The following is a 25,203-nucleotide window of genomic DNA, read 5'->3' as shown; positions in this document are numbered from 1 at the left end:
CCGGTGACGCGGGCATCCCCGCCACCGGGGCCCGGCTCCCTCACGACGACCCAGCGGCGGCTGGGTCGCGACTGGCGGCTGGCGGCACTGTTTCTGGCGCCCACGGCTGTGCTGGTCGGTGCGCTCGTGCTCGTGCCGATCGCCAGGTCGATCGTCACCAGCACCACGGAGCGGCACGGGCAGGACAACGTGTTCGTCGGCCTGGCCAACTACATCGCCCTCGCGGGCGACGACCAGTTCCGTACGGGTGTGGTGAACTCGTTCGTCTTCACCGCGTACGCCGAGGTGTTCAAGGTCGTTCTGGGGTTGGCCGCGGCCCTGCTGCTGCACCGCCTGCGGCGTGGGCGGGCCCTGCTGACCGGCCTTCTCCTGGTGCCGTGGGTGGTGCCGACGGTGGTGACGGCGTTCAGCTGGCGCTCGCTGCTCGACCCGATCTTCGGCAGCGTCAACACCCTGCTGACCGCGTCGGGGATCGGGCCGCTGCTGGCTTCGGCGCATCTTGTCGACAGCTGGCCCGCAGGTTGGCTGTCCGACGCGTCGCTGGCCATGCCGTCCGTGATCCTCGTCAACGTGTGGAAGGGGGTGCCGTTCTTCACCATCTGTTTCCTCGCGGGGCTGAAGGCCATCCCGGCGGACCAGTACGAGGCGGCGACCATCGACGGCGCCTCGGCGTGGCGACGGTTCGTCCACGTGACGCTGCCCGGACTGCGCCATGTGATCACCGTGACGGTGACCCTGTCGTCGATCTGGACGTTCAACAACTTCGACCTCATCTGGTTGCTGACGCAGGGTGGCCCGGGCAACGTGACCGCACCGTACGTGCTGGTCGCCTATTCGAAGGCCATCCTGCAGTTGCAGTACGGCGCGGGAGCGGCGGTCACGCTCGTCATGCTGCCGGTCATCGCAGCGCTGGTGTTCTTCCTGGTCCGCACGTTGCGCGCGGACACGGGAAACAAGCCACCCCGATGGACCGGCCCGTCGCGCACGGTGCTGCCATGGGTGATCACCGCGGTGGCCACCGGTCTGCTGGCCTGGGCGTCGCCACAGATCTTCTGGAAGGCGGCGGTGGTCCTCGGGGTGATCCTGCTGATCGCGGCGGCGGTCGGCCGAGTGGTCTCGGGGCTGCAGGCCCGGGGAGGTCGCCGTACGTCGTCGCTGGTGTCGGGCCTGGGGTCCGGTGTCGCACTGGCCGGGTTGCTCGCCTTCGTGCTGGGCCCGATGTACTGGATCGCCGTCACGGCCTTCAAGTCCGAGGGTCAGGTCGTCATGCGCGAACACGACCTGTGGCCGACGCCGTGGACCTTGGAGCAGTTCGGCGCCCTGTTCACCAACCAGCCGTTCGGGCGCTGGTATCTCAACACCGTGCTGGTCTCGGCGGCGTCCACCGCGGTGGCACTGGTCTGTGCCGTCCTGGGGGGTTATGCGCTGGCCCGGCTGCGGTTCCGCGGGGCGCAGGGTTTCACCGTCACGGTGCTGCTCACCTACGTGATGCCGGGTGCGCTGCTGTTCATCCCGCTGTACCAGCTGCTCATCGGGGTGCGGCTCACCGACTCGATGTGGTCGCTGGTGCTGACGTACCCGACCTTCACTCTCCCGTTCGCCACCTGGCTGCTGGCGGGTTACTTCGCGTCGATCCCCGCCGAGCTGGAGGAAGCCGCGCTGGTCGACGGTTGCACCCGCGTCCAGGCGTTCCGCCGGGTGGTGCTGCCCCTCGCCAAGCCGGGGCTGCTGGCGGTCGCGCTGTTCACTCTGACCAATGCCTGGAACGAGTTCCTCTTCGCCTTCGTGTTCATCACGAAGGACGAGTACAAGACGCTCCCGGTAGGGATGCAGTCGATGATCGCCGGGGACGTCGTGCCGCAGGGCCAGCTCGCCGCGGCGTCGCTGCTCGTCAGCATTCCCGTGGTGGTCATGTACGCCTTCGGACAACGCTTCCTGTCCGAGGGGCTCACCGCAGGCGCGGTGAAGGGCTGACCGGATCATCGCGCACCGAAAGTGTCGTACGTGTGTTCGATAATGACCCCTGTGTTGGCAGAGCTGGAGCAGGTGGGTGAGGACGCGGCGAAGCTCGCCGCGGCCCCGGTGTGGCCGCTCTCCGACGACGAGCTCACCAACCTGCTCCGGGCGGCGCATCGACTGGAACAGACCGCTCTGGTCTTGCAAGCGCGGCTGGTGTGGCAGGCCGACACCCGCGGCTTGCCCGCAGCGCAGGGCCACCGTTCCGCGGCCCGGTGGCTACGCGCCCGGCTGATGCTGGATCCGCAGCCGGCGCGCGAACTCGCCGCGGCCGCCACGGCCCTGCGCCGGCCGGTGATCGAGCAGGCGGTACTGGACGGCCGCACCGATCTGCGCCAAGCCGCAGTGATCGCAGCGACCGTCGACGCCATCCCCGCCGACCTCGACGGTCCTGACGGCCTCGCCGCCGACGAGGTCTCCCGGACCGTCAGCCGAGCCGAGCACACGATGATCGAGATGGCCGGCCGGATGCCCGCCTACCAGCTGCGCCGGGTCGGCGAGCGAATCCTCGCGCATGTCGCCCCGCACCTGGCCGACCGGGCCGACGAAGCCGCCCTGGCCCGGCAGGAAGCCCGCGCCCATCGGCAGCGCGGGCTGACTCTGTCGTTGCCGGTCGACGGTCTCGTGCGGCTCTCCGGCGTCCTCGGCGCCGAAGACGCCGCCATCGTGCACGCCACCCTGCACCCGATGTGCCGCCCTCTGGCCGGTGATGACCGGTCAGCCGCGCAACGCCGCGCCGACGCGCTGGTCGAGGTGTGCCGGCTGGCGCTGCGCACCGAACAGCTGCCCGACGACGGTGGTGAACCACCCCAGCTGGCGGTCACCGTTGCCTTCCAGCCCCTCACCCGCACCCTGGGCACGGCCGCTACCGACACCGGCCAGCGCTTGTCGGCCGCGACCGTGCGCCGACTGGCCTGCGACGCCCGGATCCTGCCGGTCGTGCTCGGCGGCGCCGGCCAGATCCTCGACACCGGCCGTGCCCGCCGGCTCGCTACCGGACCGCTACGCCGTGCCCTGCAGATCCGCGACCGCGGCTGCGCCTTCCCCGACTGCGACCGCCCACCACGCTGGACCGACGCCCACCACATCACCCCCTGGACCGCCGGCGGCACGACCACCCTCGACAACCTCGTCCTGCTCTGCCGCCACCACCACCGCCTCATCCACCACCCCGGTGCCGGCTGGCAGATCCGCCTCAGCGCCGACCGGCATCCCGATTTCATCCCGCCATCCGCCCTCGACCCTCTGCAGCGACCCCGCCGCAACCTCTACCACCCACGCCAATAGCACCCAACACCCAGCACCCAGCACCCAGCACCCATCGCCCTTAGGCGACCAAGGCTGGGCCAGTCAGCGCTGGGCCAGTCAGCGCTGGGCCAGTCAGCGCTGGGCCAGTCAGCGCTGAGTCAGTCAACGCTGGGCCAGTCAACGCTGGGCCAGTCAACGCTGGGCCAGTCAACGCTGCTCGGCAGGTGAAACGTGCGACGGGCCGGGCCGCTGAACGGCGCCGGCCCGTCGAAGTGGGTCAGTTGCAGGTGGCGCCGTTGAGCTTGAAGCCGGTGGGAGCGGCGGCGTTGCCGGTGTGGCTGGCCTGATATCCGATGGTGGCCGAGCCTCCCGCCGCGAGAGCGCCGTTGTAGCTGGCGTTGGTCGCGGTCACCGTGCCGCTGGCCGGGGAGTAGGTGGCGCTCCAGCCGGAGGTGATCGCCTGTCCGGTGGCCAGGGTGAAGGTCAGGGTCCAGCCGTTGATGGCGGCCGTGCCGGTGTTGGTGATGGTGATGTTGTTGACCAGGCCGGTGTTCCACGCGCTGACCGCGTTGCTGATCCGGCAGGTGCCGGTGCCGCCGGGGCTGGTCGTCGGTGCGGTGGTCGGCGGCGTGGTCGGCGCGGTGGTGGGCGGCGTGGTCGGCGGCGTGGTGGGTGCGGTGGTCGGCGGCGTGGTGGGTTGGCTGCTGCCGGCGGCGGTGATGATGGCGCTGATGATGCCCTGCTGGGTCACCGTCGCGGAGCTGCGGTTGAACAGGCCGAAGCCGTACTGCCCGTTGTAGCCGTTGTCCCAGTAGGCGGTGGCGGCGCCGTACTTCTTGGCGGTGGACACCAGGGCACGCGCGAAGTTCGTCCGATACGTGTTGTTCGCGGAATCGAAGGACGTCTTGTCGATAGCGCCGTACTCACCGACGAACACCGGATATCCGCGTACGACGAACGCGTCGTACATCTTCTTCAGCATGGTGTCCATGTAGTCTTCCTGTCCCCAGGTCGACTTCTTTGCCGGATTGGTCGCGGCCGATCCCCACTGCGTGATGTTGCCGTCCTCCTGGCCCGTGAAGTCCCACGGGTCGTAGTAGTGGACGGAGATCATGATCCGCTGCTCGCCACTGGGGATGGAGGTGGACCGATACTGGTCGGTGGGCAGCACGAAGCCGTAGTTGCCCGCGGTGTACTCGATGTTGGTGTTCCAGCCGGGCACGAGGAGCCACCGCGAAGCGTTGGTGCCGCCGGTTCGCCGTACGGTGTCCACGAAGATCTGGTTGTAGGCGTTGATGTTCGAATAGCACGCCGAGGTCGGATTGCCGTACTGCCCGTCGAACTCCTCGTTCATGGATTCGAAGATCAGGTGCTCGTTGTAGCTCTGGAACTTCGTCGCTACCTGCTGCCAGACCTTCTGGTACTTGTCCTTGATCGTCGTCTGGTCGGATGAATCGCAGATCAGCCAGGAGCCGGTGACGGATTTGTACCCGTCGCCGTGCATGTTGATCAGGACGTAGAGGCCCTGGTTGTAGGCGTAGTTGACGACTTCGGCGATTCTGGTCAGCCAGGCGGAGTTGACCGTGTAGTTGGGGCCGGCCCCGATGTTTCCCAGGTAGGAGACCGGAATCCGGATCGTCTTGAAGCCCGATGCCTTCACCCGGTCGATGAGGGCCTGCGTGATGACCGGGTTGCCCCACGCCGTTTCGCTGGGGATTCCGTTGGCGTTGGCCTCCAGCTGGTTTCCCAGATTCCAGCCGGCGCCCATGTCGGCCACCAGCTGAGGAGCGGTCAGCTGGGCCGCGACGTCGGCCGATGCCGGCCTCGTCACGCCGTACACGGCTCCGGCGAAGGCCAGGGCGGCGGCAAGGAATGCGAGCCCGGCCCTCCTGACTGTCGAACTCATAGAACTTCCTCTCGTACGGTCTCGAGCGCTGGAACCGGCGGTGTCTCCGGTCCGCGCCCGGCGAAGAATGTCGCCACGGGAGCGCTCCCACCGCCATCGAAGCGCTTCGATGGCCACCCGGTCAAGAGCTTGGCGCATCCGGGATCTCACCGTGCCCTCGGGCAGGGCGGTGAGCGTGGCGATCTCAGCTCCGGCCACAGCGTCGGCCACCACGCCGACCTTCGCAGAGCGGTTCGCGTCGAGCTGCGGGTCGTCGGGGTACATCACCTGTGGGGCCGCGGCGTTGAGGTGAGGCGGGCGCCGCCAACCCAAGACCGATCAATGACGGGCGTCGGGAACACGCCGGTCGGCTGACAGCCCGCGGTCGATCGCGGTGGCCGCGAGTTGGGCACGGTTGGTGGTGTCGAGTTTGGTGAAGATGTGTGAGAGGTGCGTCTTCACCGTGCCGCGGCTCATCAGGAGACGGGCGCCGATTTGCGGGTTGGTCATGCCCTCGGCGACGAGGCGGACGACCTCGAGTTCGGTCGGCGTGAGGCTGGACCAGCCGGTGGCCGGGCGGCCCCGGCGGCCGCGGGCCCGGCGGGCGTACTCGACGCCCTGGTCGAGGGTGAGTCGCGCGCCCTCGGCCGCCGCCCGGTCGAACGTGGTCGCCCCGAGCGCTCGGCGCAGGTTGGCGATGGTGCTGTCGTACGCGCGCTGCAGGTCGGCTCTGCGAGGAAGGCCGGTGTTCGTGCGGGCCGACTCGGCCGCATGCAGGATGCGCACGTCGTCGGGGCCCGGCTGGATGGCCGCACCGACGCGGGCGAGCGCTTCAAGGCTGTCGAGTTGGGCGGCGCGCAGACGATGGTCGACCCGGATGGTCAACGCCGCGTGGTGGAGTTCGACGGCCCGGGTGAGACCGTCCCGGGTGCGACCGTCCCGGGTGCGACCGTCTCGGGTGAGACCGTCTCGGGTGAGACCGTCCGGGTCGGCGGCGGCGAGTTCGGCCTGTGCGGCGTACGCCTCCGCCAGCGGGCCCGGCATTCGCAGGCGTCGAGCGACCTCCACCGCGCGGTCGAGCGTCGCCACCGCCTCGTCGGGACGGCCGGCGGCGGCAAGGGCCGCACCGAGCCGGGGCAGGGCCCGGCCGGCGAGCCACGTCGCGGCGCCCCGGTCGGTGGAGCCGGCGGCGCGACGCAGCGAGTCCACGGCGGCCGGTGGGTCGTCCCGGCGCATCGACAGCGCTGCCATGGCGTGGTCGAGACCGGGGATGAACACCTCGTCCTCGGCGCCCTCGACCAGGCGCAGCACCGGGTCGATCGCTTCGGTCGCGCCGGCCAGGTCGCCGGTCAGCGCCTTGATCTGAGCGAGCACCGAGCGGGCCATCCCGACCCGCAGGTAGTCGCCGAGGGGTTCGGCGACCCGCAGCGCCTCCGTGGCGAGATCCAGCGCGCGGACCGGGTCGCCGCCGGCCAGGGCGCCATCTGCCTGGTATGTCAGCAGCGTGGAGAGCACCCCTCGGTGGTGTTGCAGACACTGCCGGACGGACTCGTCCACGATCGATTCGGCTTCGTCATGGGAGTCTCGTAGGTGCAGGATGATCGCCTGCAGCGCCCGTGCGCCGCCGAGCACGAAGGTGTTCCCGCCCGCCTGCGCCGCGGCGTGCGCCTGCTCGCACAGCTGCCAGGCCTCGTCGAAGTCGGTGTAGAACGAGCCGACCGCCAGCAGGTTCAAGCACAGCGCGCGCAGTTCTTCATCGCCGGCGTCGGTCGCCAGCTCGAGCGCTCGCGAGGCGGCGTCCCGCTCGACATCGAGCGGGCCGGCCGTGTCGGCGACGAGGGCCAGGCCGGTCATGAGGCGTGCCTGAAGCCGGGAGCGTTCCGCTGGTACGAGGTCGATCGCCCGATGCAGGAAGCCGATCCCCTCCCGGCCGCGCCGATCGAGGTGCCACAGCCAGGCCAGTGACGCCGCCAGTTGCCGGCCGGCCCGGGGGTCCTCGGCCGCGAGGCCCCATTCCAACGCCGCGCGCAGGTTGTCGTACTCGAGCACCAGCGCCCGCCGCCAACCGTCGGCGTCGGCCTCCCGGCCCGCCTCCGCCGCCTCGACGAACCGCAGGAACCAGGCGAGGTGCCGCTCGCGCAGCGCGGTGTCCTCCTCCGCCTCGACCAGGCGGGCCGCGGCGAAGGCACGGATCGTCTCCAGCAGCCGGTAGCGCGACTCGTCGGCCCGGACGTCGGCCACCACCAGCGACTTGTCCACCAGGCGGCCGAGCGCCGGCAGGACCTCGGCAGCGGTCACCGTTCCCCCGGCGCAGAGCGCCCGCGCCGCGGAAAGCCCGAAGGCACCGGCGAACACGGCGAGCCGCCGAAGCACGATGCGGTCGGTCTCGTCCAGCAGCGCGTGACTCCAGTCGATGGATCCGAAGAGTGTGCGCTGGCGGCGCTGCGCTCCACGCGGACCACGGACGAGCAGCGCGAACCGGTCGTCCAGACCCACCTCCACCTGCTGGGGTGTCAGGGTTCGTACCCACGCCGCGGCCAGTTCCAGCGCCAGCGGTATCCCGTCCAGGTGCGCCGCGATCGAGCGGATGGCCGCCTCGTTGGCCGCGTCGAGCGCGAACGAGGGCTGCACGAGGCGGGCGCGGTCGACGAACAGCGACAGCGCATCGTCGTCGGACAGGGGCGGAACCCCCAGCACCACCTCACCCGGTATGCCCAGCGGCTCGCGGCTGGTGACCAGGAAAGTGATCTGTGGGCAGCCGTGCAGCACGGCCTCCACGGTGCTCGCGACCCCGTCCAGCAGGTGTTCGGCGTTGTCGAGGCACAGCAGTGACCGCCAAGGCGCCAGATGCGTACGGAGGGCGTGCACACGCCCGCCGACGACCGGTGCGCCGACGGCCTCGGCGATGGTCTCCGCCACCGCGGTGCTGTCACTCGTCGTGGCGAGGTCAACCCACCAGACGCCGTCGGGGCGCCGATCGGACTGACCGGCGGCGACGTGCGCCGCCAGCCTCGTCTTGCCCGCACCTCCCGGCCCGGTCAGGGTCACCAGCCGGTGGCGTTCCAGCAGCCCGGCCGCGGCCTCGATCTCCGTGTGACGCCCGACGAACGACGTCAACGGCATCACGAGATTGTTGCCACGCATGGCTTCACCATGCCAGGCCCGGCTGTCGGCCACTCTCCCCCTCCGGCATCGGCCACTTGGCAGATGTTCCGCGACCGCGTTACGGAGAGGCTTCGATGCAGGAACCGATCTCACCCGAGGATGTGCCGATCATGCCAAAGCAAGCGGACGGACCGCTCACCGTCTCCACCCGCAACCCCCGCTATTTCACCCCGGCCTCGGGCCCCAGCGCCGGCCTCGCGGTCTACCTGACCGGGTCGCACATCTGGAACAACCTGCACGACGGCATGGGGCCCGGCCTCGACGGCCCCGGCGAGCCGGAGCGGATGGACTATCACGCCTACCTGCGGTTCCTTACCGAACGCGGGCACAACTTCATCCGGCTCTGGCGCTGGGAACAGGTCCGGTCCCAGGCAGCGGGCGGAAACTACCACCTGAACATGACGCCGCAGCCGTGGGTGCGAACCGGGCCGGGCACCGCGAAGGACGGCAAGCCCCGGTTCGACCTGGAACACCTCGACGACGGCTTCTTCCAGCGGCTCCGCGAACGGGTCACGGCGGCCGGAGAGGCGGGCATCTACGTGGGCGTGATGCTGTTCGACGGCTGGGCACTGCACCTCAGCCCGCCGCCGGACCACATCGAGGGCCATCCCTTCCACGCCGGCAACAACGTCAACGGCGTCTCCGCGAGCTCCATCAACGACCTGCAGGTCCTGCCACTCGACCCGCGCGTCGAGGCAATGCAGGAGGCGTACGTCCGGAAGGTCGTCGACACCCTCCACGACCTGCCCAACGTGCTGTGGGAGGTGGCCAACGAATCGTCCGGCGGAGGTACGGTGACCGATGAGTTCGCGACGTTCCTGGGCATGGACAAGGCACCGTCGTGGGGCGACTCGACCGATTGGCAATACTGGGTCATCGACGTGGTCAAGCGGCACGAAGCGGCACGCGGGTACGACTCGCACCCGATCGGCATGACCATGCAGTTCCCGGTGGCCGAGCAGACCAAGGTGAACGACCCGCTGCTGGGCAGCCGCGCCGAATGGATCTCGCCAGGCTACGACGATGACATCTTCGCCAACGGCGGCCACCCGATGGCGCCCGGCTCCCCACCGTCGCGCTGGTACGTGGATCCGCCGGTCGCCGATGGCGCCAAAGTGGTCATCAGCGACACCGACCACTACGCACCGGGTCAGGGCGACGCGCTCTGGGCGTGGAAGTCATTCCTGCGGGGCCACCATCCCATCCTCATGGACTACGGCCTCATCGCCGGTCTCGAACCCGCCGGCGAGTCGCCCGCCGAGACCGGCGTGCCGCCATTCGCACACTACGAGCCCGCGCGCTGGGCGATGGGCGACACCCGCCGGTACGCGGAACGCATGGGACTGATCGACATGCAGCCGCGGCGCGACCTCGCCTCTACCGGGTATGCCCTGGCCAACCCCGGCTCCGAATACCTCGTGCTGGAGCCGGACGGCGGCGGCCGGACGTTCACCGTCGACCTGCCAACCGGCTCCTACCAGGTCGAATGGTTCGATGTCACCACCCGCGAAGCAACTGCGGGTGACGTGCTGAGCATCGAGGCGGAGGGCACGGCCGAGTTCTCCTCGCCGTTCCCGCCCGGCCCCGCCGTGCTGTATCTGAACCGCGCCTGACGGACGGAGTTTCGAGATGACATCTGATGACCTCGCCACACATGCGCGGGCACTGCTCGACACCAACGGTTTCCTGACCCTGGCCACGGTCGACCCGGACGGACGGCCCTGGACCTCCCCGGTCTATTTCGCCGCGGCGGGCCTGCGCGAGTTCTACTGGAGCTCGGAGACCGGCGCCGTGCACTCACGCAACCTCACCGAGCGCCCGCACGTGAGCGTCGTGGTGTACGACTCGAGCGTCCGCCCCTACTACGGCCGGGCCCTGTACGCGGTCGGGTCAGCGTGCGAGCTGGCAGGCGACGACCTCGAGCGCGGACTCGAGGTCTACCCCGGGCCCGCGGACCGGGGCGGCACGGCGCTGACCCGCAACGACGTGACCGGATCCTCCCCGTACCGCCTCTACCGGGCGACCGCGACCGATGTGTGGGTTCTGTGCCCGCGCGAGCCGAGACAGCCCTGCCCGCTGCACGGCCTCGCCAAAGACCACCGAACCCGCATCGAATGACAACGGTTCAGCGAGACTTGAATCTCGTTATCCAGTCCGCGTTGAGCTGATCGGCCTGTCGACGGTGCCCGACCACCAGTTGGCGATCCGGCGGAACATGCAGACCGAGATAGTCGAGCACCTTTTGCGCGGTGCGGGGCGGATCCGCCGCCAACTCCTCGTACGTCACCTCGCAAGGCACGATGCGGTGAGCGGCGAACCAGGCCGTCCAGTCCCCCTCGAATCTCTCGATCGTGGCGACCAGCCGACCGATCAGCTCTTCGTCGTAATGAGGATCCTGACCTCCGGGAGCGACGGCTTCGCCCGGATGCCAGAAATGGGTTTGCAATGACTTCGCCCACGACACCGCCTGGGCCACGACGTCCCGTCGCCGCAGGTGAACGAATTTGAGCCGACCCAACTGGGCGCTCAACAGGTCTACATCCGTCGCCGCCGGCATCGCTGCGGCGGCGGCAAGGCCACCAATCAGTTCCGGCAACGTCTCAGCCATGACCCGCCCGCCGAAGACACCGTTCGCAGTCTTGCCGGCGGTCAGCGCCGCTCGAACGAAAGCTTCGTCGATCCGCCCATCACGCGGCCGGGCTATACGCCATTCGTCGGCGTACTCGTTCAAGCTCTTGCGATTGAAGTAGGAGGCCGGATGGCCGGCAACCCCGGACGAGTCCAGCAGACCGCACAGCAAAGTACTTCCCGAGCGGGGCGTCGCGCAGATCAGGTACGAGTCGAAATCCGGTCGTGTCACAGTGGAAGGTCTTGTCACAGTGGAAGACGGTAACCGGGTCGCGGTCTCGCGCAGGCGGCGCTGCAGAAACGCGCGTTCCGGCCCGTTGCCGGCGAGATCGAGCGCCTGCCGGTACGCGTCCGCCGCCTCCGCCGTGTGGCCCAGCCGGCGCAGCAGGTCACCGCGGGCCGCGGGAAGCAGGTGATATCCGGTCAGCCGCCGGTCCACCGCCAAGGTGTCCAGCAGCGCGAGCCCGGCCGCGGGACCGTCGACCATGGCGACCGCCACCGCCCGGTTGAGCTCGACCAGCGGCGAGGGCGCCACCGAAAGCAGGACGTCGTACAGGGCGACGATCTGCGGCCAATCGGTGGTCGCGACGGTCGCCGCCTCGTCGTGCACGGCCGCGATGGCGGCCTGCAACGCGTACGGACCGGGTTGGCCTCCGGTCAGCGCTTCGACCACGAGCCGGCGCCCCTCCTCGATCTTGCCGGCGTCCCACCGCGAGCGGTCCTGGTCGTCGAGCAGCACCAGGTCGCCGCGGACATCCACCCGCGCGTCACGGCGGGCGTCGATGAGCAGCATGAGGGCGAGCAGGCCGGCTGTCTCCCGCTGCCGGGGCATGAGGCGGTGCAGGATCCGGGCCAGCCGCACCGCTTCGTCGGCCAGGTCAGGGCGCATCAGGGCGGGGCCGCTGGTCGCGGCGTACCCCTCGGTGAAGATCAGATAGATCACCCGGAGCACCGCCGGCAGCCGTTCCGGCAGCTCATGGGTCCGCGGCACGCGGAACGGGATCCGCGCCTCGCGGATCTTGCGCTTCGCGCGCACCAGTCGCTGCGCCATCGTGGCGTTCGGGGTGAGGAAAGCGCGGGCGACCTCCGGCGTGCTCAGGCCACCGAGGCAGTTCAACGTCAGCGCGGACTGCGCCTCCAGCGTCAGCGCCGGGTGGCAGCAGGTGAAGAAGAGGTACAGCCGCTCGTCCGGCACGTCATCCGGGTCGGCGGGCTCCGGCGGTGGCGGCTCGTACCGGTCCGCCTCGACCTGCAGCAGGGCCAGCTTGGCCGCCAGCGCCTTGTCCCGGCGCAACAGGTCGACCGCCCGGTGGCGGGCCGTGGTCAGCAGCCACGCCGCCGGGCGGTTGGGCACCCCGTCGCGCGGCCACCGCTGCAACGCCGCGGCGACGGCGTCCGCGGCGACCTCCTCGGCCAGATCGAGGTCACCGAGGGTGCGTACCAGCGTCGCCAGCAGGCGTCCCCACTCTTCGCGGAAGACCGCCTCGACCGAATCGGCCGCCGTACCCATCGGTGACCCCTGACCTCAGCTGAACTCCATGATCGGCCGCACCTCGACCGACCCGTACTTCGCGCCCGGGCACTTCGCCGCCCAGTCGATCGCCGCGTCCAGGTCGGGCACGTCGATCAGGTAGTAGCCGCCCAGGACCTCGCGGGTCTCGGCGAACGGCCCGTCGGTGACCACGCGCTCGCCGTCCTTGACCCGTACGGTGGTGGCCGTCTTGCTGTCCTGCAGGGCTTCCCCGCCCGTGCTGGCCTTGGCCTCGTTGATCGCGTTGCTGTACGCCCAGTACTCGTTCATCACCTTCTCGGCCTCGGCCGGGTCGGGCGCGGCGGTGGTTTCCTCGCTGTAGATCAGCAACAGGTAACGCATGATGGTCTCCCTCACGTCGGGTGGCCGCCGATCGGCCGCTTACACCGGGACGACGATCGGGCACGGCGTTATCGACAGCTCCTGCGAGAAATCTTCTACCGGATCTGCGCCGGCCGCGGGACCCGTTCGGTCCGAAGCCGACGCCGAAGTCGTCAAACTCGCCGGCGCGGATCAGCCGAAAGACAACAGCCCGACCCCGCCGAACTGGACCTGATTGCGGCCCGCGTCCTTCGCGCGGTAGAGGCCGGCGTCGGCGTCGGCGGTCAGATCGCCGGCCGTGCGGCCGGCCGACGGCACCTCGCAGCTCACGCCGATGCTGACGGTGACCACGCCGGATGATGCCGCCGGGTGGGGTTGTCCGAGCGCGTGCACCGCCCGCTGGATGCGTTCGGCGATCTCGGTCGCCCGGTCCGGTCCCGCGCCGGGCATGACCACGGTGAACTCCTCCCCGCCGTAGCGGGCGACGAAGCCGTCCTGACGCGCCGCCGCGACGATGGTCCGGGCGGTCAGGCGCAGGCAGCTGTCGCCCGCGGCGTGCCCGAGCCGGTCGTTGTAGAGCTTGAAATGGTCGATGTCGATCATCGCGACGGCGAGCGGCTCGGCCCGGCCGGCGGCGGCCTGCCAGGCGGTTCCGAGCTCGGCGTCGAGCTTGCGGCGGTTCGGGATGCCGGTCAGCGGGTCGGTGTCGCTGAGGATCTCCAGCCGGCTGTTGGCCAGGCGCAGCTGTTCGGTACGTTCGGCGACCTTCTGCTCCAGCGAGGCGTAGAGCGCGGCGTTCTCGATCGACACCATCAGCTGGCCGGCGATGATCCGGACCGCGTCGAGCCGGTCCTCGGTGAACGTTCCGCGCCACAGCCGGTTCTCCAGCAACAGCATCGCGCGCGGCCGGCCGTGCGACTGGACGGTGACGGCCAGGGCTGCGCAGAGGTCCTGACCGTCGAAGTACGGGTCCTGCGCGAACCGCGGATCGTCGACCGCGTTGTCGAGAACCAGCGGCTCACGGGTCCGCTCGGCGTACCGGACGATCGTCAGCGGCACCCGGTCGGCGGTGATCGCCGCCCGGCCGTCGGTCCAGTCGCCGTCCCGTTCGTCGCGGGTCAGCAGGTGGACGGTGGTCGCGCCGGTCAGGGTGGTCAGGATCTCCACGACGCGGTGGCGCAGCTGGTCGAGGTTCGTCTCCGAGCTGAGCGCCCGGGACGCCTTGACCACCGCCATCAGGTCGACCGCCTCCGACGCGAAGGTGGCGGAGGCGCCGATGCTGGCCGCCTGGGCCAGGGCCCGCCGCTCGCGGAGGAACGGGAACTCGCGTTCCTGGGCGACGACCTTGGCCGTCGCGCCCCAGTCGCGCCAACGGTCCTGGGCGTCCCGCAAGAGCCGGTGCCCGACGTACTCCATCCCGATGTCCAGGTGGAAGCGGGCCGCGCGCTCCGCCACGTACGCGTGCAGCCAGGGACGACGCCGGCGGGCGACTTCCCGCAGCGCCGCGTCGAACCGCGCCCCGGCGGCCGGGTCGCCGGCCGTCCAGGCCCGCTCGGCGTCGAGCAGCAGAACCATCGGCCGGAAGTTGGCCGGGGAGTCGTCGGCCCGGGCGCCGAGCCATTCGCGGATCGTGTCCGCCTCGTCCAGCCGCTTCTCGGCCAGCATGGCCAGCCCGCGTACGAGCTCGGCGGTGGCCGTGAAGTAGTTCCCCGCGATGAAGGGCAACGTGGCCGGAATGCCCTCGGCCTCCGAAGCCAGCCCGGCGGCGTCGCCGAACAGCAACGCCGCCAGCGCCCGCGTGGTGTGCCGGTAGGCGGCGGCCATGGGGTTGCCGGCCTGCTCATCGGCGGTGACCGTGGCGGGGCCGTCGACCAGCGCCCGGTACAGGGTCGCGAACTCCGCCATGATGGCCGCGTTCTGGTCGTTGGCGACCTTCGCGGTGAAGGCGGTCGCCCGGGCCAGCTCGGCCTGGAACGCCGGCAGGGTGGGGGCGCAGTCGAGCAGCGCCGGCACCGTGGTGTGCGAGGTGAAGCACGCGAACGCCAGGTCTCCGCCGTGCACCAGCCGCTCGTGTGCCCGCCGGGCCGCCTCGACGCTGTGCTCGACCGGCTCCGACCAGTGCACGGCGCTGACCGAGGCCAGGAAGCCCGCGATGGCGCCCTCGGCGTCCCACCCGCGCGCCTCGCCGACCGCTTCGAGGTGCCGGAGCACGTGGTAGCCGGTCCGGTAGTCGTCGCGGAACCGGACCGCGGCGATGCCCGAGTGGGCGAGCGGGACGATCAGGGCGGCGGCCGGCCCGTGCTCGGTCCAGATCCGCCGGGCCGCGCTGATCAGCCAGACCATCGCCGGCTGGTCGCTGAAGAATGCGGGCGGCATCATCCGGGCGATCAGACGGCATGCGGCGACCGTCTCCGGCCGCGAGGCATCCGGCCGCGCGGCGTCGTCGCCGGGCAGTTCCGCGGCCCAGGCGGCGAGCTCGGTGAGCCGAGCGCGGATCTGCCGGCGCAGGTCGTCCGCGGCGGGCACGCTCACGCCGAGCCGCCGGAGCAGGCCCAGGCCGAGATCCAGGGCGTCGGTCGCCCGCCCGCGAACGGTCAGGCTCTCGATCTGTACGCCGGCCGGCTCGGCCAGCGCGACCGGATCGAGCCGTTCGGCCAGGCCGGCGTAGAGGACGTCGGCCTCCGGGAGCCGGCCGAGGCTGTACAGCGCCCGGTGGCGGTCGATCAGCAACCGGCTCAGCAGATCCGCATCGGCCTCGGTGCAGAGCGGGATCGCGGCGGTCAGGTACTGCTCGGCCACCGCATAGTTGATGATGCGCAGGGCGGCCGAGGTGGCTCGCAGCAGCTCGGCGACCTCCCGGCGCTCGACCGGGTCGGCCACCAGGCCGGCCGCCGGCAGGTACTGCTGGGCGGCCACCGCGGCGTACGGGCCGACGAGGCGCCGGGCGAGGACGAGGTGGAACAGCCGCCGGCCCCGGGCCGGGATCAGCCGGTACGCGGCCTGCTGGACGCGGTCGTGCCGGAACCGGACGTCCCGGTCGGCGCCCTCGGCGTCCAGCACCACCAGCCCGTCCTCGAGGGCCGGCGCCAGCAGCTCGGTCACCTGGTGGGCGGGCACGCCGAGGGCGATCGCGAGCAGCTCCGGACCGGTCTGGCCGCCCAGCGCGGCCATCACCGTCAGCAGCCGCCGCGACCGGCGGGGAAGCCGGGCGAGCCGGGCGATCAGCAGGTCGCCGATGTCCCGGTCGCCGACCCAGTTGCGGACGGCCCGGGTGTCCCAGCGCCAGCCGTCGTCGGAAGGTGCCAGGATGCCGTCCAGCCGCAGGCCGTTGATCAGTTCCACGGTGTCGAACGGGTTGCCGGCCGTCCGCGGCGCGATCGCGTCCGCCAGCTCGGCGGCCCGGTGCGCCGGCATCCGCAGCGTCTCGGCCAGGAGCACGGAAAGGTCGTCCGGCGGCAGGTTCTCGAGGTGCAGCCCGATCGGCGCGGGCTCGAGGCGCTGCCAGCGGGACAGCACCGCGGCGAGCGGGTGGGCCGCGTCGACCTCCTCCTCGCGGTACGCGCCGATCAGCAGCAGCCCGGGCAGCTGATCGTCGGTCAGCAGCGTCTCCAGGAACGCGATCGGGGTCGCCGCCGCCCACTGAAGGTCGTCGACGACCATCACGAGCGGCCGGGTCGGCGAGACCGCGACCCGGGTCAGCGCCAGCACGCCCTGGAACAGCCGGCCCTGCACCTCGGCCTGGTCACCCTGCGGTTGCTCGGGCGCCACGTCCAGCAGCGTGCCGAGCTCCGGGATCAGGCCGGCGACCAGCCCGGCGTTGGTGCCCAGCGCGGGAACGAGGGTTCCGCGCAGCCGGGCCAGATCGGCCTCGCTCTCGCCGAGCAGAAGCCGGACCAGCGCCCGGTACGCCCCGGCGACCGCGTCCGACGAGGGGTCCTGCCGGTACTGGTCGAACTTGCCGGTGACGAACCAGCCGCCGGCCGCGGTGACCACCTGCCGCAGCTCGTTGATCAGCACGGTCTTGCCGACCCCGGACGGGCCGCTGACCAGCAGGCCGCGTACGCGTCCGGCCAGGGCCTCGTCGAAGGCCTGGCGGAGCTGGGTGATCTCGGCGTCGCGCCCGACCGGGCGCGAGGGCGGTACCAGCCGCGGCGGGAAGTCGAAGGCGCCCAGCTCGAGCGACTCGTCGCCGGCGTGGGCCAGGTCGTGGGCGCAGCCGTCGGCGCTCTGGTAGCGGCGGTCCGGCTCCTTCTCCAGCAGCCGGTCGATGATCTTCGCCAGCGTCGGCGGGACGGCCGGGTTCAGCGCGGTGACCGGCTCGGGGCGCCGGGCCAGGTGCTCGTGCAACAGCTGGAGCGGGTCGGTGCTGGTGAACGGCGGGCGGCCGGTCGCCATCTCGTACAGGGTGGCGCCGAACGCGTACAGGTCGGAGCGCCGGTCCACCGCCCGGCCGGTGCGGCCGGTCTGCTCGGGCGCGAGATACGCGAGCGTACCCACCACCTGGTTCTGGTGGATGAACCCGGGCCGCTCCTCGGCGGCCGTGGTGGCGAGCTCGAAGTCGATGAGCACCGGGCCGCCCGCGGTCAGCAGGACGTTGGCCGGGTTGATGTCCTTGTGGACCACGCCGCTCGCGTGGACAGCCGCGATGATCCGGGCGAGCCGGACCGCGATCTCGAGGATCTCGGCGGCCGGCTGACGGCCCGCGCGCAGCCGCTCGGCGAGGGTACGGTCTCCCTCGTCGATCAGGTGCAGGTGGGTGTCGGCGGACGGCTGCTCGGCGAGCCGCGACACGCCCTCGACGCCGGCCAGGCGTCGCAGGATGTCGTGCTCCCGCCGGCAGCGCTCGGCGGCGTCGGCGCCCCTGAGCTCCTTACGGATCAGGCGCTGGTGCTCACCCGAGCCGCGTACCCGTGCGATCCGGGTACGAGCGGTCTCGTAGAGCACCTCGAAATCAGCCTCCGGCATCGACGAGGCACCTCCTCACAGGCGAAGGCTCCTATCGGCAGGCGAGGCCCGGAATTGAGACGCCGCCCGGCCGGACATGAGAGCACCGACTGCCCGGACCGAACCTCGGGAAGCCTTAGGCCGGCCTCTTTCCGACCGATGGAGCAGGCATGACCCAGCGCCCGCCAGCGGCCGACGGGACGCCTTTCGTCCACGTCGCCCGCCAGCCGATCTTCGACTCGACCGGCGATGTCGTGGCGTACGAGCTCCTGTTCCGGGGCCGGATGGACGCCGTCGACGCGCAGAGCCGCGACTCGTACGCCACCAGTCAGGTCATGGTGAACACGTTCACCGAGTTCGGCGTCGACGAGGTGGTCGGCGACCGCATCTGCTTCATCAACCTGACCGCCGAGTTCCTGGTCGGGGAGCTGCCGTTGCCGTTCCCGCCCGACCAGATGGTGCTCGAGGTGCTGGAGACGGTCGCCGTCGACGACGAGGTCGTCAAGGGGGTGGCGGCGCTGGTGGAGGCCGGCTACCGGATCGCTCTCGACGACTTCGTCTGGGGCTCCGGGCACGAGCGGCTGCTGCCGTACGCGTCGTATGTGAAACTTGATCTGCTCAGCGCCGATCTCGACCACCTGGACCAGATCGTCGAGGCCTGCCGGGCCTGGCCGGAGATCCAGATCGTCGCCGAGGGCATCGAGACCCCCGACCTTCTCAAGCTGTGCGACAGCTACGGCTTCGAGCTGCGCCAGGGGTACGTGCTGAGCCGGCCGCAGACCCTCACCACGGTCTCCCTGTCGCCGTCCCGCCTGCGCCAGCTCGAGCTGATCGGGGTGCTGAGCGCGCCGGAGACGGACATCGAACGCGTACGCGAGATCGTCACCGGCGACCCGGCGCTCACCATCCGGGTCCTGCGCGCCAGCAACTCGGCCATGGTCTCCCCGCAGGCCCGGATCTCGTCGATCCGCCAGGCCATCGTCATGCTGGGCCTCGATCAGATCCGGCAGTGGGCGATGCTGATGGCGGTGGCCGACGCCGCCGACGCCACCGAGGCGCAGATGATCGAGGTGCTCACCCACGCCCGGCTCTGCGTCAACCTGGCCCCGACCTTCGGCGTCGACCCGGACGCCGCGTTCGTGGCCGGCCTCATCGCCGCGGTGGCGCCGATCCTCGGCATGAGCCCCGCCATGCTCGCCCACCACCTGCCGCTGGAGACCGAGATCGCCAACGCGCTCAGCCGCGGCGTCGGCCGGTTCGGCCAGCTCCTGCGCACCGTCGAGGTCTACCAGCGCGGCGACCTGGCCGAGCTGGCCGCCACCTACACCGGCGCCGACCTCACCGGCAAGATGATCGAGGCGATGCGCTGGGCGCGCATCTCCTAGCTCGCGTCAGTCGGTGGGCAGCTCGCGCCGCAGCACCTTGCCGGTGGCGTTGCGTGGGAGGGCGTCCAGGAACACCACGTCGCGCGGCACCTTGAAGCGGGCCAGGCTCGCCCGCACGTAGTCCTTGATCACCTGGGGATCGCGGGCCGAGGAGTCGGTCGACACGACGAACGCGCGCAGCCGCTGGCCGAAATCCGGGTCGTCCACGCCGATCACGGCGGCCTCGACCACGTCGTCGCGCTCGGCGAGCAGATTCTCCACCTCCACGGGATACACGTTCTCCCCGCCGGAGATGACCATGTCGTCGTCGCGGCCGTCGATGAAGAGCAGGCCCTCGTCGTCGAAGTGGCCCTGGTCGCCGGTGGCCATGTGACCGTCGATGACCTCCTTGCTCTGGCCGTCCGTATAGCCCTCGAACGGGATGCCGGTCCGCACGAAAACCCGCCCGTGTGCCCCGGCCTGAGTGATCCGGCGGCCGCTCACATCAAAGAGAGCGACGTGTACGGTGACCGGCGGCTTGCCGACAGTCCCGGGCGCCCGCCGCGACTCGGCCGGTTGGGCCACCGACGCGACGGCGACCTCGGTCGACCCGTACACGTTGTAGATCACCTCGCCGAACGCCTCGTGGAACCGGGTCGTCAGCTCGGGCGCCAGCGCGGACCCGGCCACGAACACGGTCTTCAGCGACGACGTGTCGTACTTGCCGATGATCTCCGGGCCCAGGGCGAGGATCCGGGTGAGCATGGTGGGCACCGCGACCAGCATCTGCGCCCGGTGCTCGGCGATCGCCCGCAGGATGCTCTCGGCGTCCAGGCGGCGCAGGAGCACGGCGTGGTTGGCCAGCGACAGCCCGACGGTCCAGGCGCCGAAGCCGGTGCTGTGGAACAGCGGCGACGCGAACACTGCCGCGCCCTGCCGCGGGAACGGGATCCGGTCCGCGATCAGGGCGCTGGCCAGCGGCGACACCTTCGTGCGCGGCGCGCCCTTGGGCAAACCGGTGGTGCCGCTGGTGAGGATGATGAAACCGCCCGGCCGGTCGGGCAGTGGCAGCGGGGTGACCGGATGCGCCGCGATCAGCTCGTCGATGGACGTGCCGGCGGCGGAACCCCAGGTGACGAAGCGGGGGATGTCGTCCGGCAGGCCTTCGGTCAGGTCGGCGAACTCGCTGTCGTACAACACCACCCGGACCTTCTCCCGGGCCACCACCTCGGCGAACTGCTGCTTCGCGAGGCCGGTGTTCATCAGCGCCAGACGCAACGTGGCCCGGGCGGTTCCGCTGATCGCCAGCAACAGGCCGCGGTGGTCGCGGGCCAGGACCCCGACCACCGACCGGTCCGGCAGGCCGAGCTTCTTCAGGGCATGCGCCAGGGCGTTGGACTGTTCGTCGAGCTCCCGGTAGGTCAGGGTGCCACGTTCGTCGGTCACCGCCGGGGCGTCCGGGTGCTCGCCGGCCGCTTTCATGATCAGGGCGGCCTGCGGGCCGAGCCGGGCGTTGTTGGCGGCCGCGCGAAGCAGCCGGCGCGGGCGCAGCAGATTGACGATGCCGATCTGGTGCATCCGCAGGACGGCGCGTAGATGCTCGATCATGGTCGGAGCCCTTGTTCGAGGGTCGGCGGTCGAGTGCGATCTGGCGTGACCGTAAAGGAGCGAGCTCGGTCACGGCAAGGAGTGGGGACCCGTCATGAGCGCGGTTGCCACCTGCCTCGATGCACCACGTCGTCCTTGGGACGTCGCCGGCCGCTCAGATCGCGGGGCGGCTCCTGGCTGTAGCCGATCGAGATCGCCCCGATCGGGTTGTACTGCGCAGGCACCCCGAACGCGGTGCGGAACGCGTCGATCCGGTCGGCGGGAAGGCCGAAGAAGCAGGCGCCCAGGCCGGAATCCACCGCGGTCAGCAGCATCAGCAACGAGGCGAAGCCGGTATCGATGTCCCAATACGGCGCCGGCCACCACGCATCGGAACGATCCGCGTGACCCTTGTCCGCCTGGGCGTACCGGTCGAGGTAGACGTCCTTGTTCGCGAGCGGAACGATCAGCAGCGGCGCCTGGACGTTCGCGGCGAACCATCGCTCCGGTTCCTCGGCGGGGCGGGCGGCGGTGCGGAAAAGCTCGATGTCGGCGGCGGTGTCGAGCACCAGAAAGCCCCAGCCCTGCGAGAACCCGGCGGACGGCGCTCGCAGGCCGTTGTCGATGATGCGCTCGACGACCTCCACCGGAACCGGCCGGTCGGGATCGTAATGACGAACCATGCGGCGGCGCCGGACCACGTCCTGAAACTCCATCGCGGCAACGTACCCGAATCTCCGCGACACCGGGGCCGGCGCCGAGCCGCTCGGCTGGAGAGCATCTGGGGTCGCGGTCGTCGGCCTGTGGACAACGTCCGGAGATTGTCGTACCCGGCTGTTCTACTCGTCCCCACCCAGTGCCGGGGGCGGGGGAGGTCTGCGGGCCGCCAGGTGATCCAAAAATCTTGCGCTGATCGCTGGCTGGGCGGGCGCTCGCCATCGCCGGGGGGCCGTGGGTGGGTGCGGCGAGTGCGCACGACCCCCCGGCCATGGCGCGCCCAGCCCAGGCCGCCGCTTCACCGCAACAGGCAGCACCCCGAGGCCACGACAGCCAGCCCGCACAAACCAGACCCCACCCCAACAGGTGTCTAGATCGGGAAGTGGCCGCGGCGCCAGCGCCAGTGGCGGCCGGCCTTCAGGTGGTCCACAACGGCGCGCTGGAGCACGGTGCGGCGCGGCAGCTGGTCGAGCGGCGTGGTCAAGCTACGGAACACGAACCGCAGCACCTCGACGTCGGCGTCCAGCCCTTCCGGCTCCTCGTACGGCTCCAGCTCGAACCTCCGCTGGAACCGGACGATGTTGGAGTCCGCGGGCAGGTACTCCTGCAGCTGCGGGTCGAGCAGCCACGAGCCGCAGGAGAACGCCGTATAGCGCTCCTCGGGAAAGTGCCGAGGGAAGAACGCGCGGGCCTCGTCGAGCGACGCCGTGACCGCCTCCGGGGTCATCGGGCCCGAGTCGGGGATGTGCAGGTCGATGGCAGTGCCGCCGCGCTGGTGCTGCAACCGGCCCAACTCGTAGAGGCCGCCGCGCGCGTGCAGCGTCAGCCAGCTCTGCATGACCGGCCAGCCCTCGCGGTGCATCCGCCGGTCGACCGCGAGGTTGCGGCCCAGGTCGGCGAGGGTCGCCCACGACACGGCGTCGGCGATGTCATGGTCACGGTGGTACGCCCGGACGACGTCGACCAGGGCCAGGTACGCGTACACGTAGAGATGCCGCCAGGCGGGTCCGCGTTCGCGCGCCAGCTCGGGGCCGGGCGACAGCCAGCCGTGGCCTCCGAGGTCGGCGCGGACCAGCGCGATCGAGCGGTCGAGCAGCCAGCGCAGCTCCGGAGTCCACAGCGGAGAGCCGGGGTCGGGCCAGCCCGCCATGATCTCGGCGGCGTCGTCCGGCTGCACCGCGAGCCGGTCGAGGATCGCGGGCGCGTCGGCCTTGGCGGGCAGCGGAGCCGACGGCCGGTCGCCGGCGAGCCGGTGCACGCGGTCGACCTCCTCGACGGGTACCCCGAGCAGGGCGGCGTTGTGATTCAGATCCACGGGGGCGACCCTACCGGCACCGTCCGGCGCGCCGGGCCCTTCGCCCTGACGGTCGAGATGTGCCGAATACCGCGTCGGCTGCCGGACCGGCGGCCTTGAATAGGGAAAACATTGCCTGAGAGGTAGAAAGTGAATCGGTCACGTATCACCACGCCCGTGCTCGTCGTGCCGGCACTGCTTGTCGCGCTTTCGTCATGGCTGCTCGGCGCCCGGCCGGCGAGCGCCTCGACAAGTTCCCCGCCCGGCGATCAAGTCCTGGAAAGCGTGCTGGTCACCGGGATCGGCGAGGTGTTCGGCGAGCCCGACGTGCTCACCGCCGACTTCGCGGTGGAGGCCGACGCGTCCACGGTCGGCGAAGCTCTGGATCGCGCCACCACGGCGGCCACCCGCACGCGCGACGCGCTCGTCCGCGCCGGGATGGCCAGGGCCGACCTGCAGACGTCGAACGTCGGCATCAGCTCACGACTGAACGACGAGCAGGAAGTCATCGGCTACACCGTGAGTCAAGGGCTCACCGCGACGATCCGGAACCTGCCACGGGCCGGCGCGCTCATCTCCGCCGCCACCGCCGCCGGCGGTGACGCGGCGAGGTTGAACGGCGTGTCGTTCGCCATCGAGGACGACACCGCACTGCTCACCGAAGCCCGCAAGAAAGCGTTCGACGACGCCCGCGGGAAGGCCGAACTTTACGCGCGCGAGGCGGGCCGGCCACTCGGCCGGGTCGTCAAGGTGAGCGAGGCGGCTCCCAGCTACGAGGTGCCGATGGGGCAGAACAGCATGGCCGCGGCGGACTCATCGTTTCCGATCGAGCCCGGCCGGCAGCAGCTGACGGTGACCGTCACCGTGGAATGGGCCCTCGACCCGCCGCCGGCGGGTTGACAGAGCTTTCCTCCGCGACCCGAATGATGGTCTTGCCGGGTGTGCGGTCGCGGGAGGCGACCGCGGAGGCCGCCTCCGACAGCGGTCGCACGGCGCCGACGATGGGCTTGAGCTTTCCCGCCCGGACCCGCTGGGCGAGGTCGATCAGCCGTACGCGGTCGGGTTCGACGATGAAGAAGATGGCTCGCCCGTCCTTGGGCCGGACGGCCGGTGGCATGGCGATGCTGACGAGGGTGCCGCCCGGGCGTACCAGGTCGGCCGATCGCGCGAGGGTGTCGCCGCCGGCGACGTCGAACACCACGTCCACCTCGCCGGCCTGCGCGAGCTCGTCGGCGTCGAGGTCGAGGAAGGTCTGCGCGCCCAGGCCGAGCGCGATGTCGCGGTCGGCGGCCCGGCCGGTGCCGATCACGCGGGCGCCGACCTCTCGGGCGAGCTGGACGGCGATCGAGCCGACGCCGCCCGCGGCGCCGTGGACGAGGACGGTCTGGCCGGTCGTGAGGTGGGCGTGGTCGAACAGTCCCTGCCAGGCGGTCAGTCCGGAAATGGGCAGCGCCGCGGCCACGGTGTGGTCGATGTCGGCCGCGAGAGGGGCGAGGTTGCGAGCCTCGACCGCGGTGTATTCGGCCAGCGATCCGTTGCGGGCCCAGTCGGTCGGTCCGAAGACCCGCTGGCCCACGGTCAGGCCAGTGGTTCCGGGGCCGAGCTCGACCACGGTTCCGGACAGGTCGTGCCCGGGGATGCTGGGAGTCCGGTCACGGCCGGCGCGATCGGTCCAGGTCGCCGGCCAAGTGAGCTCCCCGGGGGGTGAAGCCCGCGGCGTGTACGCGAACGATGACGTCGTTCTCCGCGGCATGGGGGTAGGGCATCTCGGTCAGGGTGAGGCCGCCGACTCCGGCCTCCCGGTCGTTCACGGTGATGGCGCGCAAGTTCGAATCCTTTCAGCTCGGCCAGGGCGAGCCGACAATGCGCTCGACTGTCGTCGTGCGCTGGAAGCCGGGAATGAAGTGCTCGAGGACGTCGGAGTTCACGGTGCCGTTGGTGGTTTCCGGGCGATTCTTCAGCCCCTCGACGTACGTTCGCAGGAATTCGTTCTTGAAGTCCCCTCGTGGATGAGCGGCGAGGATCTCACTCAGCTGATCCTGTTCCAGTTCGTCCCGGCCGAAGCCGACCACGTCGGTCAGGACGCCGAGATAGGTGGCCGCGATCTCCGGAGCCATCCGGCCGGGGATGCCGGGCGTGGTGTGCAGCGCGATCGCCGTCCAGACCCGTTCGGCGGCGGCCGGCGAGAAACCCCGGTCCAGGAGGAATTTGCGCGCGTGGTCGGCGCCATCGAGCTCGAAGCGCTGCTCGACGCCGGAAAAGGGGGTCGACAGGCCCGTGTCGTGGAAAATGGCCGCCAGGTAGAGCAGTTCCGGGTCCGGTGTCACGCCCAGCTGGTGAGCGTGAAGCAGGCCGAAGAGGAAGACCCGCCGGGAATGGTGGTAGATGAGGGAGCTGGTCGTGTCCCGGACCAGCCTGGTCGCTTCGGCGACCGCCGCTGTCCCTGGAATCTCCAGCCCCGCGATGACCTCTGGCATGTCACCCATGCTGCCTGTCGACCGGC

The 25,203-nt window shown here is 70.8% G+C and carries 15 protein-coding genes and 2 pseudogenes; 6 read left to right on the top strand and 11 right to left on the bottom strand.

Translation table 11 applies throughout. The features are described from left to right. Window positions 1-3 precede the first annotated feature (3 nt). Window positions 4-1,974, top strand: coding sequence for an ABC transporter permease subunit (locus ACIA5D_RS43100; RefSeq protein WP_396036441.1), 1,971 nt, complete (start codon window positions 4-6; stop codon window positions 1,972-1,974). A 42-nt stretch (window positions 1,975-2,016) separates the two neighbouring features. Continuing rightward, the gene (locus ACIA5D_RS43095; protein WP_396036440.1) at window positions 2,017-3,303 is read left to right on the top strand and encodes a DUF222 domain-containing protein; all 1,287 of its coding nucleotides are present in this window, start codon (window positions 2,017-2,019) and stop codon (window positions 3,301-3,303) included. Window positions 3,304-3,541: 238 nt separating this feature from the next. Here the strand turns inward: ACIA5D_RS43095 and ACIA5D_RS43090 are convergent, their stop codons facing one another. Both ACIA5D_RS43090 and ACIA5D_RS43085 read right to left on the bottom strand, forming a co-directional pair. Further along, window positions 3,542-5,170, bottom strand: coding sequence for a cellulase family glycosylhydrolase (locus tag ACIA5D_RS43090; RefSeq protein ID WP_396036439.1), 1,629 nt, complete (start codon window positions 5,168-5,170; stop codon window positions 3,542-3,544). 318 nt (window positions 5,171-5,488) lie between these two features. Continuing rightward, window positions 5,489-8,293 carry a LuxR C-terminal-related transcriptional regulator gene (locus ACIA5D_RS43085; protein WP_396036438.1) on the bottom strand — a complete coding sequence of 935 codons (2,805 nt, stop codon included), beginning with the start codon at window positions 8,291-8,293 and terminating at the stop codon, window positions 5,489-5,491. A 131-nt stretch (window positions 8,294-8,424) separates the two neighbouring features. On the opposite strand from ACIA5D_RS43085, the gene ACIA5D_RS43080 reads away from it, so the two are divergent. Next, window positions 8,425-9,927: a hypothetical protein gene (locus ACIA5D_RS43080; RefSeq protein ID WP_396036437.1), complete on the top strand. Its 1,503-nt coding sequence runs from the start codon at window positions 8,425-8,427 to the stop codon at window positions 9,925-9,927. A gap of 16 nt (window positions 9,928-9,943) precedes the next feature. Next, window positions 9,944-10,432, top strand: a complete 489-nt coding sequence (locus ACIA5D_RS43075; RefSeq protein WP_396036436.1) for a pyridoxamine 5'-phosphate oxidase family protein — start codon at window positions 9,944-9,946, stop codon at window positions 10,430-10,432. A 7-nt stretch (window positions 10,433-10,439) separates the two neighbouring features. Here the strand turns inward: ACIA5D_RS43075 and ACIA5D_RS43070 are convergent. The 4 genes and pseudogenes from ACIA5D_RS43070 to ACIA5D_RS43055 form a co-directional block, all read right to left on the bottom strand. After that, window positions 10,440-11,141 (bottom strand): annotated as a pseudogene (locus ACIA5D_RS43070) (Stf0 family sulfotransferase); the annotation flags it as partial. Between the two features lie 63 nt (window positions 11,142-11,204). Next, window positions 11,205-12,452, bottom strand: a pseudogene (locus tag ACIA5D_RS43065) (RNA polymerase sigma factor); the annotation flags it as partial. Window positions 12,453-12,467: 15 nt separating this feature from the next. Then, entirely contained in the window at window positions 12,468-12,815 is a 348-nt protein-coding gene (locus ACIA5D_RS43060) for a YciI family protein (RefSeq protein ID WP_396036435.1), read from the bottom strand. A gap of 171 nt (window positions 12,816-12,986) precedes the next feature. After that, window positions 12,987-17,759 (bottom strand): diguanylate cyclase, encoded by a 4,773-nt coding sequence (locus ACIA5D_RS43055; RefSeq protein WP_396036434.1) that lies wholly within the window; start codon window positions 17,757-17,759, stop codon window positions 12,987-12,989. A gap of 149 nt (window positions 17,760-17,908) precedes the next feature. Between ACIA5D_RS43055 and ACIA5D_RS43050 the strand changes: the two genes are divergently transcribed. Next, a complete protein-coding gene (locus ACIA5D_RS43050; protein ID WP_396036433.1) occupies window positions 17,909-19,123 on the top strand; it encodes an EAL and HDOD domain-containing protein in 1,215 nt (404 codons plus the stop codon). Between the two features lie 6 nt (window positions 19,124-19,129). On the opposite strand, the gene ACIA5D_RS43045 is transcribed toward ACIA5D_RS43050, so the two are convergent. The 3 genes from ACIA5D_RS43045 to ACIA5D_RS43035 form a co-directional block, all read right to left on the bottom strand. Then, window positions 19,130-20,710, bottom strand: a complete 1,581-nt coding sequence (locus tag ACIA5D_RS43045; protein ID WP_396036432.1) for an AMP-binding protein — start codon at window positions 20,708-20,710, stop codon at window positions 19,130-19,132. A 92-nt stretch (window positions 20,711-20,802) separates the two neighbouring features. After that, window positions 20,803-21,405, bottom strand: coding sequence for a nitroreductase family protein (locus tag ACIA5D_RS43040; RefSeq protein WP_396036431.1), 603 nt, complete (start codon window positions 21,403-21,405; stop codon window positions 20,803-20,805). Window positions 21,406-21,776: 371 nt separating this feature from the next. Then, complete coding sequence (locus tag ACIA5D_RS43035; protein WP_396036430.1) at window positions 21,777-22,721, bottom strand: acyltransferase domain-containing protein; 945 nt, start codon at window positions 22,719-22,721, stop codon at window positions 21,777-21,779. A gap of 129 nt (window positions 22,722-22,850) precedes the next feature. Between ACIA5D_RS43035 and ACIA5D_RS43030 the strand changes: the two genes are divergently transcribed. Beyond that, complete coding sequence (locus ACIA5D_RS43030) at window positions 22,851-23,600, top strand: SIMPL domain-containing protein (protein ID WP_396036429.1); 750 nt, start codon at window positions 22,851-22,853, stop codon at window positions 23,598-23,600. Here the strand turns inward: ACIA5D_RS43030 and ACIA5D_RS43025 are convergent. Then, complete coding sequence (locus tag ACIA5D_RS43025) at window positions 23,560-24,453, bottom strand: NADP-dependent oxidoreductase (RefSeq protein ID WP_396036428.1); 894 nt, start codon at window positions 24,451-24,453, stop codon at window positions 23,560-23,562. The genes ACIA5D_RS43030 and ACIA5D_RS43025 overlap by 41 nt on opposite strands. An 85-nt stretch (window positions 24,454-24,538) precedes the next feature. Continuing rightward, window positions 24,539-25,177 carry an HD domain-containing protein gene (locus ACIA5D_RS43020; RefSeq protein ID WP_396036427.1) on the bottom strand — a complete coding sequence of 213 codons (639 nt, stop codon included), beginning with the start codon at window positions 25,175-25,177 and terminating at the stop codon, window positions 24,539-24,541. Window positions 25,178-25,203: the final 26 nt, after the last annotated feature.

This window comes from Actinoplanes sp. NPDC051513 (assembly GCF_044454685.1).
GTDB lineage: Bacteria > Actinomycetota > Actinomycetes > Mycobacteriales > Micromonosporaceae > Actinoplanes.
This window is presented reverse-complemented; position numbering and strand designations above follow the sequence as displayed.